Consider the following 17,198-nt stretch of genomic DNA (forward strand, 5'->3'; position numbering starts at 1 on the left):
CCGTGGAACTCAGGCTTCAGAAACAGCTAGCCGAGGATGCTTTGTGAGGTACTGAATCTTGATTTCGACTGATTTGCTGACACCGCGTATCCGACACAATTCGGATATTGTTCAGTGAAGGTCTCCAGCCACTCTACATCACCGTTGTAGATACTGGCTCGGTCGAATTTCCATTCAATAATTGACATGGGCGGAACGGTTGGCTCCTGATTCTCATCCCAACAGGTCATGCGGGGTTCAGGCCAAATGACCACGTCCTTACACACCTGATTCTTTTTATTATCGCCGTTCTCGCTATCCATTGTGACCTGTGGTACAGGCACCTCCAGTCCAATCTGTTTTGAGTCCGTTATCGCCCCTCCAGAATGTGCTTGTTCTACCAGATGACCGAAGGCGAAAAGACTGACAGCCTCACGCTCTCTTCTGCCGTTCCAAGAGCCATCTAATTCTTCGTCCGCAAAATCAGTCAAAACAGATCGCACAGTTTCATCAAGAGGATCCATATACTCTGTCTATGACTGTCTGTAATAACTCGTTTGCTGGATGGCTTATATCCGGAGACTGATTCGCTGTTTTATTTTATAACTCTGAGATGTCTGACTCCGAATTTCGTAATTAGTCCCAATCCTGCCATCGTTCAAAGAAATCTTTGTTCTCTCGCCAGAGTTGCGACTTGAGAAGTTGATTCGAAGCAGTGGCTGGATGATCTCGATCCAGTGTACAATTCTCCGACACCCAATCCCGATACGCAGGAACCGTCTGAGGCTTTGTCTGTTTGTGAGTACCCATGTGGGCCGTATTGAGATAGCTCTTAGAGTCTCAACAGACCATACACGGTAGCGTCCTGACGTTTGGCTCCTTCTTTTTGCCCATGCTCCTGATGCGTTGTATCACCATTGGATAACTCTACCCACAAGCGAAAACCTCACAGATCTAATCTCCGGACGCATCTTTTATACAGAATACTATACCGGAGGCGTCCTCACTTTGTGTGAGAGAACAGCCTACAAATCGGCTTCTTGGTTATCGTCCTGACCTGGATGAAGATTTAACAACTGCCGATACTCTCTCCATTCTCTGTTCTTGTCTACATCTGGAGCGAGAATATAGAGATATTGAACAGAGTATGTGACCGTCTCAAGTCCTCTCTTATCGATCTGTAGTGGTTTTAGCACTCCTTTGAACGGATACGGATCAACTGTCCTCATCGCTGTCAAAGCATGACTTCTTGAACCCCAATTGTCCCAAGATGTTGTTCCTCTAAACTCCACGTCGTCTTGTAACCCAACCACCTCTACGTACTTTCTATCGTCAAATGCGTCGTCAGTGGGCAACAACTGTAGAGGACAGTCAAAATGATACAGTCCTGTCGGAGACGGCTCTACCTCTTTGAGAGCTGAAATCGGATATACCCCATCAGAAGTCGAGAGCATATTGACCGCCTTCTTCACTTGGAGAAATGAGTCATTGAAATTGAGCTCGTGAATCTCTTCTGTACCAATTTCACCAGAGAACTCTGAGTTCAACTTCGCAAACCAGTCCACACCAATCTCAAACGATGAGCCAGAATTCTCTGATTCGGAGACTACTATCCGATCCGATTCAGAAATATTCTCCACGAAGAACTGATTAATATGTGACTTTGAGGCATACATGACGTGATTATATCGGTCGATCTCTTGTTCATCCATCGTGTTCGTTCACTCCCTGTGTTTACTTAAAATATACTTAGAGACTGATAAGACGGTTAGATACTCTGTCGGTGTTTGTCTCTGTTCGGCATGTACGCCTGTCCACCTTGTCTCCCCCACCACCCTCACTGTGTGATGGTGCGAAAAATGCCAGACGAGGGAACGACAAGATCTACGATGTTGTTGAGATACGTGGTCGAGTATTCGTCCTCGGCGAGGACCATATGGCGGATGTATGTGTCAGCGTCTTCGTGGTCGAGGTCGAGAGTGTATCCGCCGCCGCGTTCCCACGCCCATCGGTGGAACTTGTCGAGGATGTTTGCGTAAACCTTGGCGGTGTCGTGGGCGGACCCTTCGAGTTTGTCGGGGGATTTCCCCATGCGCGCAAGCCATGAGGGTTCTCTTCGGTGGTTTTCGTAGGCGACCAGTTGTCGTTCGTTGAGTGAACCTCGGGATAGGGCACTCATAAGAACGATACCTTCAACTTTGTCGGGATTATTCATCGGGACATACCCCATGACGGTGGATTTCGGCTGTTCCGACACGGTTCATTCGTGCGTGGAATGGCTGGTGTTTCATCGTTTATTTCGTCTTGAGGAGTCTGAAATAGCATGACTGCGTCGGGGTACCCAACACAATATAGGTGGGATGGCAGAGTGGCCCATTGCGCCGGTCTTGAAAACCGGTAGCCTCACGGCTTCCTGGGTTCGAATCCCAGTCCCACCGTCCGAGCGCGGCGCAGGGTCGCGCCGCGCGAGCGTCGTGTGCGGATTCGAAGCCTGCGAGTCGTAGCGCTCGAGCGAAGCGAGCGGCGACGCCGCGAGCAGCGAGAGCGACCGTCTCGATTCGGTTCGAATCCCAGTCCCACCGTCCGAGCGCGGCGCAGGGTCGCGCCGTCCTGCGCTTCTCCCATTGTCGTAACCAATACCGATTACGCCCCGACGGCGAACCGATCGTCTCGCTCCCGTCCGCCGATCGACCGTTTCAGCCTGAACCGCGAGCATACCGTTCGCGTTCGGAGTTACTCGGTAACATTCACTTCCAATGACGTATGGTATCACGTACCGCATTATCTTTAACAGGTTTCCTCACCATGTTGGTGACAGGTGATACAGTCATGAGCTACGAACTCGATCCGCTTCCGTACGATTACGACGCGCTGGAACCGCACATCTCCGAACAGGTGCTCGAATGGCACCACGACACCCACCATCAGGGGTACGTAAACGGCTGGAACTCGGCCGAGGAGACGCTCGAGGCCAACCGCGAGGAGCACGACTTCTCCTCGTCGAGTGGCGCGATCCGCAACGTGACCCACAACTCCTCGGGTCACATCCTCCACGACCTGTTCTGGCAGAACATGTCGCCGGAGGGCGGCGACGAGCCCGAGGGCGACCTCGCCGACCGCATCGAGGAGGACTTCGGCTCGTACGAGGCCTGGAAGGGCGAGTTCGAGGCGGCGGCCTCCGCGGCGAGCGGGTGGGCGCTCCTCGTCTACGACACGTTCTCGAACCAGCTCCGCAACGTCGTGGTCGACAAACACGACCAGGGAGCGATCTGGGGCGGTCACCCGGTCCTCGCGCTGGACGTCTGGGAACACTCCTACTACCACGACTACGGCCCGGCCCGCGGCGAGTTCGTCGACAACTTCTTCGAGGTCGTCGACTGGGAGGAGCCGTCCGCCCGCTACGAGCAGGCCGTCGAGCTGTTCGAGTAACCCGACAGCCGACACGCGCATCCGCGCGTCGAACCCCGACGTTTTTTGCGACGCTGTGCCCGTGAGCTACGGCCACCCGATCGCGCCGATCGAACGAGCGCAAGCCGTCGACCGGGACAGCTGTGACGCACATCGCCAGCGTTTACCGAACCACGCCCCTGATCGTCGGACATGCCGGAACCGAGATCCGCCTTCGAGGAGACGTACCCGTGTGACTTCTACGAGCCCGCCGAGCTGTTCGATCCGGACCTGCTGTACACGATCCCGGAGATCGGGCGGCTGCTCCAGGGGCTCGATCCCGACGCCGAGATCGACGCCGACACCGAGGCCGTGCTGATCGACTGGGCGATCCCGTGGGTGATGGTCCACGCCGACGACATGGTCGTCGCCGAGCCGCCGACCGACGACAGCCCCGGCTACTACGGACTCGCCGAGGACGTGGAGGACGTCGACGCCGACGAGGAGGCCGACGAATAGCGGGGACGAACGGACGCGGCGGCTCGAACGAACGGAGACGACTCGCGTTCTACGGCTCCAGCCGGTTCGGGTCGCGCGGGAACATGATCGCCTCCTTGATGTTGTCCAGGCCCGCGACCTGCTGGACGAGCCGGTCGATGCCGAGGCCGTAGCCGCCGTGCGGGGGCGTCCCGAAGCTCAGCGCCTCGATGTAGAACTCGAAGTTCGCCTGTTCGACGCCCTCCGCCTCCATGACCTCGACCATGCGGTCGACGTCGTGTTCGCGCTGGCCGCCCGAGGAGAGTTCCTGGCCTCGGTAGATGAGGTCGAACTTCCGGGAGGCGATGTCGTCGCCCTCGACGTCCTGCATGTAGTAGAACTTCTCGTCGGGGTAGCCGACGACGAAGAACGCGGGGTGCCCCTGCTCCGAGAAGTGCTCGCCGAGCAGCTTCTCGCCTTTGGTGTCGAGGTCGGTCGGGTCCTCGGGGAAGTGGCCGAACTCGGTCTCGAGGAGGTCGAGCGCCTCGTCGAAGGTGATCCGCGGGAAGTCCTCCTCGGGGACCGTCAGGTCGACGTCGAGCAGATCGAGTTCGCGTTCCGCCCCCTCGGCGACCGCCCGGATCGCGTGTCGGAGCGACTCCTCCTGGACGTCCATCACGTCGTGGTGGTCCTCGATGTAGGCCACCTCGACGTCGAACATCGCGATCTCGGAGACGTGCCGGGAGGTCGCGAAGTCCTCGGCGCGGAAGGCGGTTCCGGTCTCGTAGACGGCCTCGTAGCCGGCGGCCATCAAGATCTGTTTGTACAGCTGCGGACTCTGTGAGAGGAACGCGTCGCGGTCGTAGTAGAGGATCGGGAACAGCTCCGCGCCGCCCTCTGCGCCGCCCTTCGAGATCAGCGGCGTCTTGATGTCGACGAACCCCTCCTCGTCGAACCACTCCTCCATCGCGGTCATCAGCTTCGAGCGCAGCGAGAACACCGCGAGCGTCTCCGGCTTGCGGAGGTCGAGCGCCCGGTTGTCGAGGCGGGTCGAGAGGTCGACATCGACGTCCTTCGAGATCTCGAGCGGGAGCGGCGAGTCCGCCGTATCGAGCACCTCGTATTCCGTCGGCGCGAGTTCGACCCCGCCCGGCGCCTGGTCGCTCTCGAGGGGTTCGCCGACGATCCGGACGACGTCCTCGGAGTTCGCGTCCTGGACGGCCTCGAACAGCTCCGGCTCACGTTCCTCCTTGAAGACGACCTGGATGAGCCCCTCGCGGTCGCGCACGATGAGGAACACCAGCCCGCCGAGGTCCCGGATCTCGTGGACGTGGCCCGCGATCGCGACCTCGTCCGCGTCCGGGTCGACCTCCGACGTGTGGATACGCTCGATCATAGGGTAGCTTACCTCCGAGTGGCCGGGCGTCGGTCATAGGCCTGTCGTCTTCGCGTCGACGGCCCGGCGTCCTCGCGTCCTGACCCGGATGTACCCGCGGATCCGGGCCACGGTTCGGACCACCGCCCGCGAGCCCGACCGACCGCACCGTCGATCCACGCGTTCCTCGTCTGCCGGCCCGGTCACTCGTCGGCGTCGGCGTCCGGGTCGACGGCGGCGTCCCCCCCGACGGGGGCGTCCGGGTCGACGGCGGCGAGTTCGTTCCGCACGCTCGCCTCTGCCCGGCGGAGCACGTCGCGGACCGGGACCCCGGTCTCGGTAGCGACGTTTGCCGCCTCGTCGTACTCGGCACTCACGTCGTAGACGTCGCCGTCGGCGGTCGCAGCCACCTTCACCGACACCTCGTGGTCGGCTCCATCGATCCGAAGGGTCGCGGTCTCGAAGGAGCGCTCGGCGATCCACCGGTGGGTCGCACTGCCCTGCCGCACGCCGAGGGTGCCGGTCTCCCTGGCGAGTCGGTCGGCCACCGCCGCCGCGTCCGCCGGCTTACAGATCACCTTCACGAGGTGACCCGGTCGGGACTTCTTCATCGTCGTCGGCACGATCGTCACGTCGCGAGCGCCCGCCTCCGCGAGCGAGTCTTGGAGGCTGCCGAGGACCTCCGGCGCGGCGTCGTCGAGGTTGGTCTCGAGGACCGTGATCTCGTCGTGAACGAGTCCCCCGGAGCCGAAACGGACATCGCCCCCGCGGATCGACTCCGCCTCATCGGCGACGTCACCGCCGCCCTCGCCGACGATCGCCCGGAGCACGTTCGGGTACCGATCGAAGGTCGCGTCGCCGGCCCCGTACCCCGCGTCGTCGACCCGGAGTTCGGGAAGCGCGTCGACGCCCTCGGCGACTGCCCCGAGGATCGCCGCGCCGGTCGGCGTCAGGAGCTCGCGGTCGATCGGGCCGCCGACCAGCGTGAGGCCGGCGCGTTCGGCGATCCCGACGACCGCCGGCGCCGGGATGGGGTAGACGCCGTGGCTCATCTCGACCTCGCCACTGCCCGCTGCCAGGGGCGTGGTGACGATGCGGTCGACGTCGAGGTCGTCGAGAAGCAACGCTGTGCCGACGACGTCGGCGATCGCGTCGTCCGCACCCACCTCGTGGAACGCCGTGTCCTCGAGGTCGGTCCCGTGCGTCGACGCCTCGGCCCGGCCGAGCAGTTCGAAGGCGTCGAACGCGGTCGTCTCGACCGCCTCGGGTAGATCCATCGACTCGACGATCGCGACGACCTCCGGGTAGGTCCGGTGGACGCCGGCTCCCTCCGCGTGCGAGTGATCGTGTCCGTCGTCGTGTGAGTGGCCGTGCGAGTGATCGTGTCCGTCGTCGTGTGAGTGGCCGTGTGAGTGATCGTGGCCGTCGTCGTGTGAGTGGTCGTGCGAGTGATCGTGCGAGTGGTCGTGCGAGTGATCGTGGCCGTCGTCGTGTGAGTGGTCGTGCGAGTGATCGTGGCCGTCGTCGTGTGAGTGATCGTGAGAGCGGCTATGGGCGTCGTCGCGAGCGCGAGCGTCGGCATCGGCACCGCCCCCTTCTCCCTCCTCGAGGAGCACGTCGACCGTCGTCGCTCGGATCCCGTTTTTCACCGTCTCGCCGACCTCGTAGCGGACCGGGAGCCGTTCCTCGACCGGATCGAGCACCGCGGGGTCGGCGCCGACAGCGATCAGCACAGCACAGATCATGTCGCCGGCCGCGCCGGTCCGACCGTCGAAAGCGAGGGTACGCATGGGATCACGAACGCGGTCGATCATAAAGAGCCGTTCCACTCGGCGACGCCGGCGGGAACCGATCGTCGGCGCGGGATTCGAACGGATCGGGGGCCACTACACCGGATATTAATCAACTACCAAGAACGAATCCAGTTTCGTGAACGGCGATGAAACGCCGAAAGGGGCCCCTTTCGACGCGTCCATCTATCAGGGACGTTCAGTATGTCTACCTGCTGTGGTTTCCGAAGACCTAAGCCCGAAGTGGACGAGTCGGGACATAACAATGGACCATCCAGGCCCGCCGCAGTTCGCCGCCGTCGGCGACGTGGTACAGCTCGCACCGCGCGACCCGGACCCCGACGCCACCTACCGGTGGTCGGTCACGGAAGCACCGATCGCGAGCGAGGCGAGCGTCGACGACGAGGCAGTCGAGGCGTTCGTTCCGGACGCGCCCGGACGATACAGGGTCACGCTCGAGACCCCCGAGGAACGTCATCACCTGACGGTCCGGGTCTTCCCGGGCGATCGCCGACCGACCGGCGAGGGTTCCGGGACCGCCGGTATCGCCGGGCGAAGCGGGTACAGCGGACGGAGCGGATACAGCGGACAGAGCGGGTCGGCCCGACCGTACGGGAGCGGCGGCGAAAGCGGCCTCGTCTCGGGCTCCGGGTCGGGCGCGAGATCGGAGCCGGCGGAGCGCGAGGACGGCCGGCCGCGCGTCCGCCTCGACGCCGAGATCGAAGGCGAGGAAGCGGTCGTCCGCGCGACGCCGACGCCACATCCGGATTCGACGCGGGACCCGGCCGACCTCGACGTGGAGTTCCTCCTCGACGACCGCGACGGCGTGACCCGCGGCGACGTGACGGTCGACGACCGGGAGCTTCGCGTTCCGCTCACAGCGATCGGCGACCGGGTTCGCGTCCACGGGGTCGCCGTCGGCGCGAGTTACAGCGTCGCCGACGCGGTGAGCATCGGTCGGCTGGGCGACGGCGGGGACGTCGGCGTCACCCGCCTCAACGAGCCGCCGGCGTGGGCGACGGACGCCACGCTCTACGAGGTCTACGTCCGCGGGTACGCGGCCGACGACGACGAGGCCGAGACCACCTTCGAGGCGCTCGAAAAGCGGCTCGACTACCTCGACGACCTCGGCGTGGACACGCTGTGGCTCACCCCCGTCCTCCAACACGACGGCGCGCCCCACGGGTACAACATCACGGACTTCTTCTCGATCGCCGACGACCTCGGCGACCGCGACGACTACGAGGCGTTCGTCGACGCGGCTCACGACCGCGGCATGCGGGTGCTCTTCGACCTCGTCTTGAACCACTCCGCGCGCGACCACGAGTGGTTCCAGGACGCCTACCGGAACCCCGACTCGCCGTACCGCGACCGCTACGAGTGGCAGGCGTCGGGCGAGCCGGGAACCTACTTCGACTGGGAGCTGATCGCCAACTTCGATTTCACCAGCCTCGATGTCCGCCGACACCTCCTCGACGCGGCCGACACGTGGGCTACGGTCGCCGACGGCTTCCGGTGTGACATGGCGTGGGCGGTGCCCGAATCGTTCTGGAAGGAACTCAGGGAGCGGCTCAAGGCGCGTGACCCCGAGTTCCTGCTCCTCGACGAGACGATCCCGTACATCGCCGACTTCCACGAGGGGATGTTCGACGTCCACTTCGACACCACGCTGTATTTCACCCTCCGGCAGGTCGGCCGCGGCCACGAACCGGCCGACGCCGTCCTCGACGCGGTCGAGGGCCGGGCGCGCTCCGGCTTCCCCGACCACGCCGCGTTCATGCTCTACTTGGAGAACCACGACGAGACGCGGTACATCGTCGAGTGCGGCGACGACGCCGCCAAGGCCGCCGCCGGCGCGCTGTTCACCCTCCCAGGGGTCCCGATGCTGTACGGCGGCCAGGAGCTCGGACAGCGGGGGAACCGCGACCCGCTCGCGTGGGATCACGCCCGCGACGACGTCCGATCCCACTACGACGACCTGCTCGCGCTCAAAGAGGAGCATCCGGCGCTCGGGTTCCACAGCGACCTCGTTCGCGTCGAGTACGAGACGGCGGGCGCGGGCGACGCCGACGAGGTCGTCGCCTTCGGCCGCGAGGGCGAGGACGCGAGCTACGTGGTCCTGCTCAACTTCGGGCCCGAACGAGCCACCGTCGGGATCGGCGAGACGGTCGACGCGACCGACCTCGTCTCCGGGGAGTCGCGGGCGGCGGAGGGAGGGCTGACTGTCGAGGACGTCGCAGTCTTCGAGGTCGCAGACTGAGACCGTCCCCCCGGATACCGACCCGCTCGACCGAACTCTCCCGTCTCCCGACAGTTGACCGTCTCTCGACGGTCCACCCGACGAAAACGCACGGTTGCGACGGGGTTTTAAACGAGGGAATCGTACCGTGAGATAAGATGACATACCACAATTCGGGCGGAGGACGGACCGCCCGACCGGTGGAGCGGACCCCTCGGAGCAACAGGCTTATTCCCGAACCGAGTACAGGTACGACCATCCCCCGCGAGGAATCATGAACGAAGTCCAACTCGAAGTGGCGAAGGCGTACCCGAACGACTCGGGACGCGGCATCGCACGACTCGACCCCGACACCCTGCTCCATCTCAAGCTCTCGCCCGGCGACATCATCGAGATCGACGGTGCGGAGACGACCGCCGCGAAGGTGTGGCGTGCGGACCGGCAGGACTGGAACACCGACACGGTCCGCGTCGACGGGTTCACCCGCCAGAACGCCGACGTCGGGATCGGCGAGCGCGTCACCATCCGGAAGGCCGAAGCCGAGAAGGCCGACAAGCTCGTGTTGGCCCCGCCGGAGGAGGCGTCGGTCCAGTTCGGGTCGGACGCTGCGGGCATGGTGAAACGCCAGATCCTCAAGCGGCCGGTCGTCGAGCGCGACATCGTGCCCGTGATGTCCTCGACGAACCACCCGTTCATGCGCTCGCCGGGCCAGGCGATCCCGCTCATCGCGGTTGAGACCGAGCCCGACGGCGTCTGTCTGATCACCGAAGACACCGAGGTCGAACTCCGCGAGGAGCCGATCTCCGGGTTCGAAAAGACCGGGAGCGGGATCACCTACGAGGACATCGGCGGGCTCCAAAACGAGATCCAGCGCGTCCGCGAGATGGTCGAGCTCCCGATGAAACACCCGCAGATCTTCTCGAAACTCGGGATCGAGCCCCCGCAGGGCGTCCTGTTACACGGCCCGCCGGGAACCGGGAAGACGCTACTCGCGAAGGCGGTCGCCAACGAGACGAGCGCGTCGTTCTTCTCGATCGCCGGCCCGGAGATCATCTCGAAGTACTACGGCGAGTCCGAACAACAGCTCCGCGAGATCTTCGAGGACGCCAAAGAGGAGTCGCCCTCGATCGTCTTCATCGACGAGCTCGACTCCATCGCGCCGAAACGCGAGGACGTCACCGGCGAGGTCGAACGTCGCGTCGTCGCCCAGTTGCTGACGATGATGGACGGCCTGGAGACTCGCGGACAGGTGGTCGTCATCGGCGCGACCAACCGGGTCGACAGCGTCGACCCCGCGCTCCGTCGCCCGGGGCGGTTCGACCGCGAGATCGAGATCGGCGTCCCGGACGAGGTCGGCAGAAAGGAGATACTCCAGATCCACACCCGCGGCATGCCGCTCTCGGACGACGTCTCGCTCGATCACCTCGCCGACGAGACGCACGGTTTCGTCGGGGCCGACGTGGAGAGCCTCACCAAGGAGGCCGCGATGAAGGCGCTCCGCCGGTACCTCCCCGAGATCGACCTCGACGAGGAGGAGGTCCCGCCGAGCCTCATCGACCGAATGATCGTCAAACGCGACGACTTCGCTGGCGCGCTCACGGAGGTCGAACCCTCCGCGATGCGGGAGGTACTCGTCGAGCTACCGAAGGTCTCCTGGGAGGACGTCGGCGGGTTGACCGACGCGAAACAGCAGGTCAAAGAGTCCGTCGAGTGGCCGCTCACGTCCCCCGAGAAGTTCGAACGGATGGGTGTGGAGGCGCCGAAGGGCGTGTTGTTGTACGGGCCGCCGGGGACCGGAAAGACGCTGATGGCGAAGGCGGTCGCCAACGAGACGAACGCGAACTTCATCTCCGTTCGCGGCCCGCAACTGCTCTCGAAGTGGGTCGGCGAGTCGGAGAAGGCGATCCGCCAGACCTTCCGGAAGGCCCGGCAGGTGAGCCCGACCGTGATCTTCTTCGACGAGCTCGACAGCCTCGCGCCCTCGCGCGGCCAGGAGATGGGCAACAACGTCTCCGAACGCGTCGTCAACCAGCTACTGACCGAACTGGACGGATTGGAGGACATGGGTAACGTCATGGTGATCGGTGCGACCAACCGGCCGGACATGATCGACCCGGCGTTGATCCGCTCCGGCCGGTTCGACCGGCTCGTCATGATCGGCCAGCCCGACCAGGAGGGTCGCGAGCGGATCCTCGAGATCCACACGGCCGAAACCCCGCTCGCGCCCGACGTGAGTCTCCGTGAGGTCGCGGAGATCACCGATGGCTACGTCGGCTCCGACCTCGAGGGGATCGCTCGCGAGGCCGCCATCGAGGCGCTCCGGGACGACGACGACGCCGAGGAGGTCGAAATGAAACACTTCCGGCGGGCGATGGAGTCGGTCCGGCCGACCATCACCGACGACATCCTGTCCTACTACGAGGAGGTCGAACGCGAGTTCAAAGGCGGCGGCCGCGACGCGCTCCGAGACACCGGCGGACGGGTCGGCTTCCAGTAACGGCCGACGTGGCACGCGATCGGGTCGCCGACGCGGTCGGGCCTGGTTCCGCGCCTTTTAACCGCCACAACGGCCAAGACGTACCATGTCCCAGCCGCGCGTCCCCGGCGACGACGACCACACGCTGGAACTGTCGTGTGGCGAGACCGTCGGCCTCGGCGAGTTGGACCTCGGCATGCGGGAGTTCGAGTGCGATTGCGGCGACACGCACGCGGTCGTGATGGACGTTCACCCGCCCGAGCGCTTCCTCCCCGACTTCCTCGTCGATGTCCTCCGGGAGGCCATCGAGACGACCAGCGAGGAGATGCCCGAGTTCGACACGCCCCACCTCCTCGGGGTCGTCTTAGAGGAGTTTCCGGAGTCAGTCGTCACACACGACGCCAGCGGCGACGGGGACGTCGGCTACGCGATGGTATGGGTAGCGGAGTTCGACTCGCGTCGACTCCACGAGGTGATAGTCGAACTCGTCGTCGAGCTGATGGAACACGCCGTGAGCCACGCCGACGACGACGACGCTCTCTCGCGGTTCGAACGGGACATGATGGAGTTCGACGTCGAGGCGTTCGTCGAGCAGTACCGCGCGAACCGCGACCTCGAGGCCGAGGACCCGTACGCCTGACTCGGGCGCCGGTCCGATCCGGGATCGGCCGGTAGCGAACCGCTCTGTCCGACACACGTCGGACTCCTGTCTCACTGAAACCTATACCGTCGGCGGCCGTACGTAAGACACATGCACACCCACGAGTACGAACGGATCCGCGGTGTGCTCGCCGACGCCGAGGAGCCGCTGACGGCGCGGGAGATCCTGGCGCTGTTAGAGGAGACCGAAGGGATCGACAGCCCGCATCGGGTCGCGACCGTGTTGGGACGGTGGGCCAAACGCGGGGAGGTAGACGTGATCGCCGGGCGACCGTACCGCTACGAGTTGAACACCTAGCGTTCCCTTCCTCTCGGGTGTCCCTTGGACCACATCGACGGGATCGAACCGTCACGGAGAGCGCCGCGTGGGGCTCGGTCGCTACGGGCCCGTACGGGCTGGGTCCGGTCTGCCCGTTCGAGTCGATACCATGCCGTGTGTCGACGAGTGTCTTGCGAAAATCGCAAATCAACTGCGAGATTCGTACTTTATCGTCGACCTTATTACGATGAGCGTACTCCCTCGCGACAATGAGCGAGGACCGCACCATACTACTCATCGGTAGCGGACCGATCCAGATCGGACAGGCGGCGGAGTTCGACTACTCCGGGGCGCAGGCGTGTCGCGCGCTCCAGGAGGAGGGGGCGCGAGTCGTCCTCGTGAACTCGAACCCGGCGACGATCATGACCGACCCGGAGACCGCCGACCGAGTGTACATCGAACCCATCACGCCCGAGGCGATCTCGGAGGTCATCAGGATCGAGGAGCCGGACGGCGTCATCGCCGGGCTGGGCGGCCAGACCGGACTCAACGTTACCGCCGAACTCGCCGAACAGGGGATCCTGGAGGAGTACGACGTCGACGTGATGGGCACGCCGCTCGACACCATCTACGCGACGGAGGACCGCGACCTCTTCCGGAAGCGGATGGAAGCCCTCGGCCAGCCGGTCCCGAAGTCGACGACCATCTCGCTCGACGAGGACGAGTCGGTCGCCGCGCTGACCGAGGCGGACCTCGTCGACCGTGTCGCGGAGGCCGTCGACGCGGTCGGCGGGCTTCCCGTTATCGCCAGGACCACCTACACCCTCGGCGGGTCAGGATCGGGCGTCGTCCACGAGTTCGACGAACTCGTCGAGCGCGTCCGCAAGGGACTCCGGCTCTCGCGGAACAGCGAGGTGCTGATCACCGAATCGATCGCCGGCTGGGTCGAACTCGAGTACGAGGTGATGCGCGACGCCGACGACTCGTGTATCATCATCTGCAACATGGAGAACATCGACCCGATGGGAATCCACACCGGCGAGTCGACGGTCGTCACCCCCTCACAGGTGATCCCCGACGACGGCCACCAGGAGATGCGGAACGCGGCGCTCGAGGTCATCCGCGACCTGGGCATCCAGGGCGGCTGTAACATTCAGTTCGCGTGGCACGACGACGGCACGCCCGGCGGCGAATACCGCGTCGTCGAGGTGAACCCGCGCGTGTCGCGCTCCTCGGCGCTCGCGTCGAAGGCGACCGGCTACCCGATCGCCCGCGTCACCGCAAAGGTCGCGCTCGGCAAGCGGCTCCACGAGATCGAAAACGAGATCACGGGCGAGACGACCGCCGCCTTCGAGCCCGCCATCGACTACGTGGTGACGAAGGTACCACGGTGGCCCATCGACAAGTTCGACGACGTCGACTTCGAGCTCGGGACGGCGATGAAGTCGACCGGCGAGGCGATGTCGATCGGCCGGACGTTCGAGGAGAGCCTTACCAAGGCGCTGCGCTCCTCGGAGTACGACCCCGCCGTCGACTTCGAGGCGGTACCGGACGAGGAGCTCGAGACGACGTACCTCGAGCGGCCGAGCCCGGACCGCCCGTACGCGATGTTCGAGGCGTTCGACCGCGGCTACAGCGTCGACGACGTGGTCGAACTCACGGACGTCCACCGGTGGTACGTCGAGCGCTTCGAGAACGTCGCTGACGCGACCACAGCGGCCGCAGAGGGCGACTTCACCGCGGCCGCGATGGCCGGTCGGACGAACGCCGAGATCGCCGCGGTCGCCGGCGACGGCGGCACGGAGACCGCAGTCGGCGACGTCGAGTCCGCAGTTCCGGAGCGTACCTTCAAGCAGGTCGACACCTGCGCGGGCGAGTTCGAGGCGTCGACCCCGTACTACTACTCCGCTCGGCTCCCCGAGTTCCTCGCGGGTGCCGGCACGGCCGGCGCGTCGAACGAGGTCCAGGTCGACCGCGACGCCGAGAGCGTCGTCGTGGTCGGCGGCGGTCCGATCCGGATCGGACAGGGCGTCGAGTTCGACTACTGTGCGGTCCACGCGGTTCGCGCGCTCCGCGACCTCGGCATCGACGCACACGTCGTCAACAACAACCCCGAGACTGTCTCGACCGACTACGACACCTCCGACGGGCTCTTCTTCGAACCCATCTCCGCCGAGGAGATCGCCGACGTGATCGAGACGACGGGTGCGGACGGCGTGATGATCCAATTCGGCGGGCAGACGTCGGTCAACGTCGGCGAACCGCTGAAAGACGAGATCGAGCGTCGCGGACTCGACTGCGAGGTCATGGGGACGAGCGTCGAGGCGATGGACTTAGCCGAGGACCGCGACCGCTTCAACGTCCTGATGGACGAGATCGGCGTCGAGCAACCGGAAGGCGGCACCGCGACGAGCCGCGAGGAGGCGCTCGATCTGGCACACCGCATCGGCTATCCCGTGTTAGTGCGCCCCTCTTACGTGCTCGGCGGCCGCGCGATGCGGGTCGTCGAGGACGACCAGGAACTCGAACGCTACATCGAAGAGGCGGTCAGGGTCTCGCCGGACAAGCCGATCCTGATCGACCAGTTCCTCGACAACGCCGTCGAACTCGACGTCGACGCGGTCGCCGACAGCGACGACGTCCTGATCGGCGGCGTGATGGAACACGTCGAGAGCGCGGGCGTCCACTCCGGCGACTCCGCGTGTATGATCCCGCCGCGCTCGCTCGACGAGGAGACGCTCGCACGGGTTCGCGAGGTAACCGAGGACATCGCCCGTGCGCTCGACACGGTCGGGCTCCTCAACGTCCAGCTCGCGGTGACGGGCGTTCACGATCCGGCGGCGGACGCCGATGTGTTCGTGCTCGAGGCGAATCCACGGTCCTCGAGAACCGTCCCGTTCGTGTCGAAAGCGACCGGCGTCCCGATCGCGAAGCTCGCGGCGAAGGTGATGACCGACGACCTCGCGCTCGCCGACCTCGACGTCGACGAGCAGGTCCCGGAGCACCTGAGCGTGAAGGAAGTCGTCCTCCCGTTCGACCGCTTACCGGGCTCGGACCCACGGCTCGGCCCCGAGATGAAGTCGACGGGCGAGGTGATGGGTACCGCCCGTTCGTTCGGGAAGGCGTACGACAAGGCCCAGGACGCGACCGGCAAGCCGATCCCCGAATCGGGAACCGCCGTCGTCGACCTCTCCGCGGAGGAGTTCCCCGACCCCGACACGTCGGAGGGGGAGGCGCTCGTCGAGGGCTTCTCCGAGCACTTCGAGCTGTCGACGGCGACGGACCTCATCGAAGCCGCGCGCCGCGGCGAGATCGACCTCATCGTCTCCCGCCAGCGCGAGCTGTTGGAGGTGGCCGTCGAGGAGGAGATCACCTACTTCTCGACGCACGCGAGCGCGAAGGCGGCACTCGAGGCACTCGAGCACGCGGGCGACGACCTCGACGTGATGGCGGTGTCGGACCGCCCGAAGCGCGTCGAGAACTGGGGCGAGTAGCGCCGCTGGAACGGCACGAACGTAGCGAACAGGCGGCGATATCGCTTCCACGACAGTTCGCCGCACACCCGCCTCGGCTGCCGTGGGACCGTTCTCAGGTCACGGCGGGTGTGGCTCGCCATGGCTTTTGAATCGTTGGGCCATCTTCGCAGCCGGAGCCGCCGCGAGACCGACTGGGACGGAACACAACGTTTAGTCCGGACGCCGTCACAGACCCGGGCATGCGCTTCTTCGAACGACTCGCAGACCGGATCGAACGGGTCGACAGCGTCGTCTCGGTCGGGCTCGACCCGGACCCGAACCGGATCCCGGAGTTCCTCGCCGATGCCGACCTCCCACGGTGGGCGTTCAATCGACGCGTCATCGACGCGACACACGAGCACGCCGCTTGCTACAAACCGAACGCGGCGTTCTACGAGGACGCCGACGGCTGGCACGCGCTCGAAGAAACCGTCGCCTACGCCGCCGGCAAGGACGTTCCAGTGCTTCTCGACGCCAAACGTGCCGACATCGGCAACACCACCCGACAGTACGCCGAGGTCTTAGAGTGGGTCGACGCGATCACCGTGAACCCGTACATGGGTCGCGACTCGCTTCAGCCGTTTCTCGATCGGGAGGAAAAGGGCGTGTTCGTGCTCTGTCGGACGTCAAATCCCGGCGGAAGCGACCTCCAGGACCTCGAACTCGCCTCCGGCGAGCCGGTATACGAGCGGGTCGCCGCGCTCGCGGACGTCTGGAACGCGAACGGCAACGTCGGCCTCGTCGTCGGCGCGACGACACCCGACGAACTCGCGGCGGTCAGAGAGCTCGTTCCCGAGATCCCGTTTCTCGTCCCCGGCGTCGGCGCACAGGGCGGCGACGCCGAGACGGCGGTCGAACACGGGCTCGCGGCGTATCCGAACACGGATGTCGACGTCGGGCTCGTGAACTCCTCACGGGGGATCGTCTTCGCGGGCGAGGAGGCGCCCCGTCCCGACGAAGAGGCGACGTACTTCGGTGCCGCCGGCGACGCGGCGAAGCGGCTCAAGCGACGACTGAATCGACACCGGTAGTCCCCGCTCC

13 protein-coding genes and 1 tRNA gene are annotated in these 17,198 nt (G+C 64.7%); 9 read left to right on the top strand and 5 right to left on the bottom strand.

The genetic code is table 11. The features are described from left to right. Nucleotides 1-26 precede the first annotated feature (26 nt). The 3 genes from DQW50_RS17670 to DQW50_RS17680 all read right to left on the bottom strand — a co-directional run bounded on the left by DQW50_RS17670 (nucleotide 27) and on the right by DQW50_RS17680 (nucleotide 2,236). Nucleotides 27-503 carry a hypothetical protein gene (locus DQW50_RS17670; RefSeq protein WP_127341345.1) on the bottom strand — a complete coding sequence of 159 codons (477 nt, stop codon included), beginning with the start codon at nucleotides 501-503 and terminating at the stop codon, nucleotides 27-29. 501 nt (nucleotides 504-1,004) lie between these two features. Next, nucleotides 1,005-1,691, bottom strand: coding sequence for a hypothetical protein (locus tag DQW50_RS17675; RefSeq protein ID WP_127341346.1), 687 nt, complete (start codon nucleotides 1,689-1,691; stop codon nucleotides 1,005-1,007). A gap of 125 nt (nucleotides 1,692-1,816) precedes the next feature. Further along, nucleotides 1,817-2,236, bottom strand: a complete 420-nt coding sequence (locus tag DQW50_RS17680) for a hypothetical protein (protein WP_127341347.1) — start codon at nucleotides 2,234-2,236, stop codon at nucleotides 1,817-1,819. 97 nt (nucleotides 2,237-2,333) lie between these two features. Between DQW50_RS17680 and DQW50_RS14950 the strand changes: the two genes are divergently transcribed. From DQW50_RS14950 to DQW50_RS14960, 3 genes are all read left to right on the top strand, one after another. Continuing rightward, nucleotides 2,334-2,417, top strand: a tRNA-Ser gene (locus DQW50_RS14950). Between the two features lie 391 nt (nucleotides 2,418-2,808). Next, complete coding sequence (gene sod, locus DQW50_RS14955) at nucleotides 2,809-3,408, top strand: superoxide dismutase (RefSeq protein WP_112080068.1); 600 nt, start codon at nucleotides 2,809-2,811, stop codon at nucleotides 3,406-3,408. A 171-nt stretch (nucleotides 3,409-3,579) separates the two neighbouring features. Continuing rightward, nucleotides 3,580-3,885 (top strand): DUF5827 family protein, encoded by a 306-nt coding sequence (locus DQW50_RS14960; RefSeq protein ID WP_112080069.1) that lies wholly within the window; start codon nucleotides 3,580-3,582, stop codon nucleotides 3,883-3,885. Nucleotides 3,886-3,934: 49 nt separating this feature from the next. Here the strand turns inward: DQW50_RS14960 and aspS are convergent, their stop codons facing one another. Beyond that, complete coding sequence (gene aspS, locus DQW50_RS14965; RefSeq protein ID WP_112080070.1) at nucleotides 3,935-5,239, bottom strand: aspartate--tRNA(Asn) ligase; 1,305 nt, start codon at nucleotides 5,237-5,239, stop codon at nucleotides 3,935-3,937. A 182-nt stretch (nucleotides 5,240-5,421) separates the two neighbouring features. Continuing rightward, complete coding sequence (gene larC / locus DQW50_RS14970; RefSeq protein ID WP_112080071.1) at nucleotides 5,422-7,008, bottom strand: nickel pincer cofactor biosynthesis protein LarC; 1,587 nt, start codon at nucleotides 7,006-7,008, stop codon at nucleotides 5,422-5,424. Between the two features lie 265 nt (nucleotides 7,009-7,273). On the opposite strand from larC, the gene malA reads away from it, so the two are divergent. The 6 genes from malA to pyrF all read left to right on the top strand — a co-directional run bounded on the left by malA (nucleotide 7,274) and on the right by pyrF (nucleotide 17,188). Beyond that, nucleotides 7,274-9,268, top strand: a complete 1,995-nt coding sequence (gene malA / locus DQW50_RS14975) for an alpha-amylase MalA (protein ID WP_112080072.1) — start codon at nucleotides 7,274-7,276, stop codon at nucleotides 9,266-9,268. A gap of 253 nt (nucleotides 9,269-9,521) precedes the next feature. Beyond that, nucleotides 9,522-11,744, top strand: a complete 2,223-nt coding sequence (locus DQW50_RS14980) for a CDC48 family AAA ATPase (protein WP_112080073.1) — start codon at nucleotides 9,522-9,524, stop codon at nucleotides 11,742-11,744. Nucleotides 11,745-11,829: 85 nt separating this feature from the next. Continuing rightward, complete coding sequence (locus DQW50_RS14985) at nucleotides 11,830-12,363, top strand: DUF5815 family protein (RefSeq protein ID WP_112080074.1); 534 nt, start codon at nucleotides 11,830-11,832, stop codon at nucleotides 12,361-12,363. Nucleotides 12,364-12,474: 111 nt separating this feature from the next. Next, nucleotides 12,475-12,681, top strand: a complete 207-nt coding sequence (locus tag DQW50_RS14990) for a hypothetical protein (RefSeq protein WP_112080075.1) — start codon at nucleotides 12,475-12,477, stop codon at nucleotides 12,679-12,681. A gap of 230 nt (nucleotides 12,682-12,911) precedes the next feature. Beyond that, the gene (gene carB, locus DQW50_RS14995) at nucleotides 12,912-16,136 is read left to right on the top strand and encodes a carbamoyl-phosphate synthase large subunit (RefSeq protein WP_112080076.1); all 3,225 of its coding nucleotides are present in this window, start codon (nucleotides 12,912-12,914) and stop codon (nucleotides 16,134-16,136) included. A 221-nt stretch (nucleotides 16,137-16,357) separates the two neighbouring features. After that, nucleotides 16,358-17,188, top strand: coding sequence for an orotidine-5'-phosphate decarboxylase (gene pyrF / locus DQW50_RS15000; RefSeq protein ID WP_112080077.1), 831 nt, complete (start codon nucleotides 16,358-16,360; stop codon nucleotides 17,186-17,188). Nucleotides 17,189-17,198 lie beyond the last annotated feature (10 nt).

This window comes from Halorubrum sp. 48-1-W (genome assembly GCF_003287355.1).
Classification (GTDB): domain Archaea; phylum Halobacteriota; class Halobacteria; order Halobacteriales; family Haloferacaceae; genus Halorubrum.

Excerpts from the sequence above, each read along its gene's own strand:
- DQW50_RS17670 (WP_127341345.1), bottom strand. The coding sequence starts at position 503 with ATGGATCCTCTTGATGAAACTGTGCGATCTGTTTTGACTGATTTTGCG.
- DQW50_RS17675 (WP_127341346.1), bottom strand. The coding sequence starts at position 1,691 with ATGGATGAACAAGAGATCGACCGATATAATCACGTCATGTATGCCTCA.
- sod (WP_112080068.1), top strand. The coding sequence starts at position 2,809 with ATGAGCTACGAACTCGATCCGCTTCCGTACGATTACGACGCGCTGGAA.
- DQW50_RS14960 (WP_112080069.1), top strand. The coding sequence starts at position 3,580 with ATGCCGGAACCGAGATCCGCCTTCGAGGAGACGTACCCGTGTGACTTC.
- aspS (WP_112080070.1), bottom strand. The coding sequence starts at position 5,239 with ATGATCGAGCGTATCCACACGTCGGAGGTCGACCCGGACGCGGACGAG.
- larC (WP_112080071.1), bottom strand. The coding sequence starts at position 7,008 with ATGCGTACCCTCGCTTTCGACGGTCGGACCGGCGCGGCCGGCGACATG.
- malA (WP_112080072.1), top strand. The coding sequence starts at position 7,274 with ATGGACCATCCAGGCCCGCCGCAGTTCGCCGCCGTCGGCGACGTGGTA.
- DQW50_RS14980 (WP_112080073.1), top strand. The coding sequence starts at position 9,522 with ATGAACGAAGTCCAACTCGAAGTGGCGAAGGCGTACCCGAACGACTCG.
- DQW50_RS14985 (WP_112080074.1), top strand. The coding sequence starts at position 11,830 with ATGTCCCAGCCGCGCGTCCCCGGCGACGACGACCACACGCTGGAACTG.
- DQW50_RS14990 (WP_112080075.1), top strand. The coding sequence starts at position 12,475 with ATGCACACCCACGAGTACGAACGGATCCGCGGTGTGCTCGCCGACGCC.
- carB (WP_112080076.1), top strand. The coding sequence starts at position 12,912 with ATGAGCGAGGACCGCACCATACTACTCATCGGTAGCGGACCGATCCAG.
- pyrF (WP_112080077.1), top strand. The coding sequence starts at position 16,358 with ATGCGCTTCTTCGAACGACTCGCAGACCGGATCGAACGGGTCGACAGC.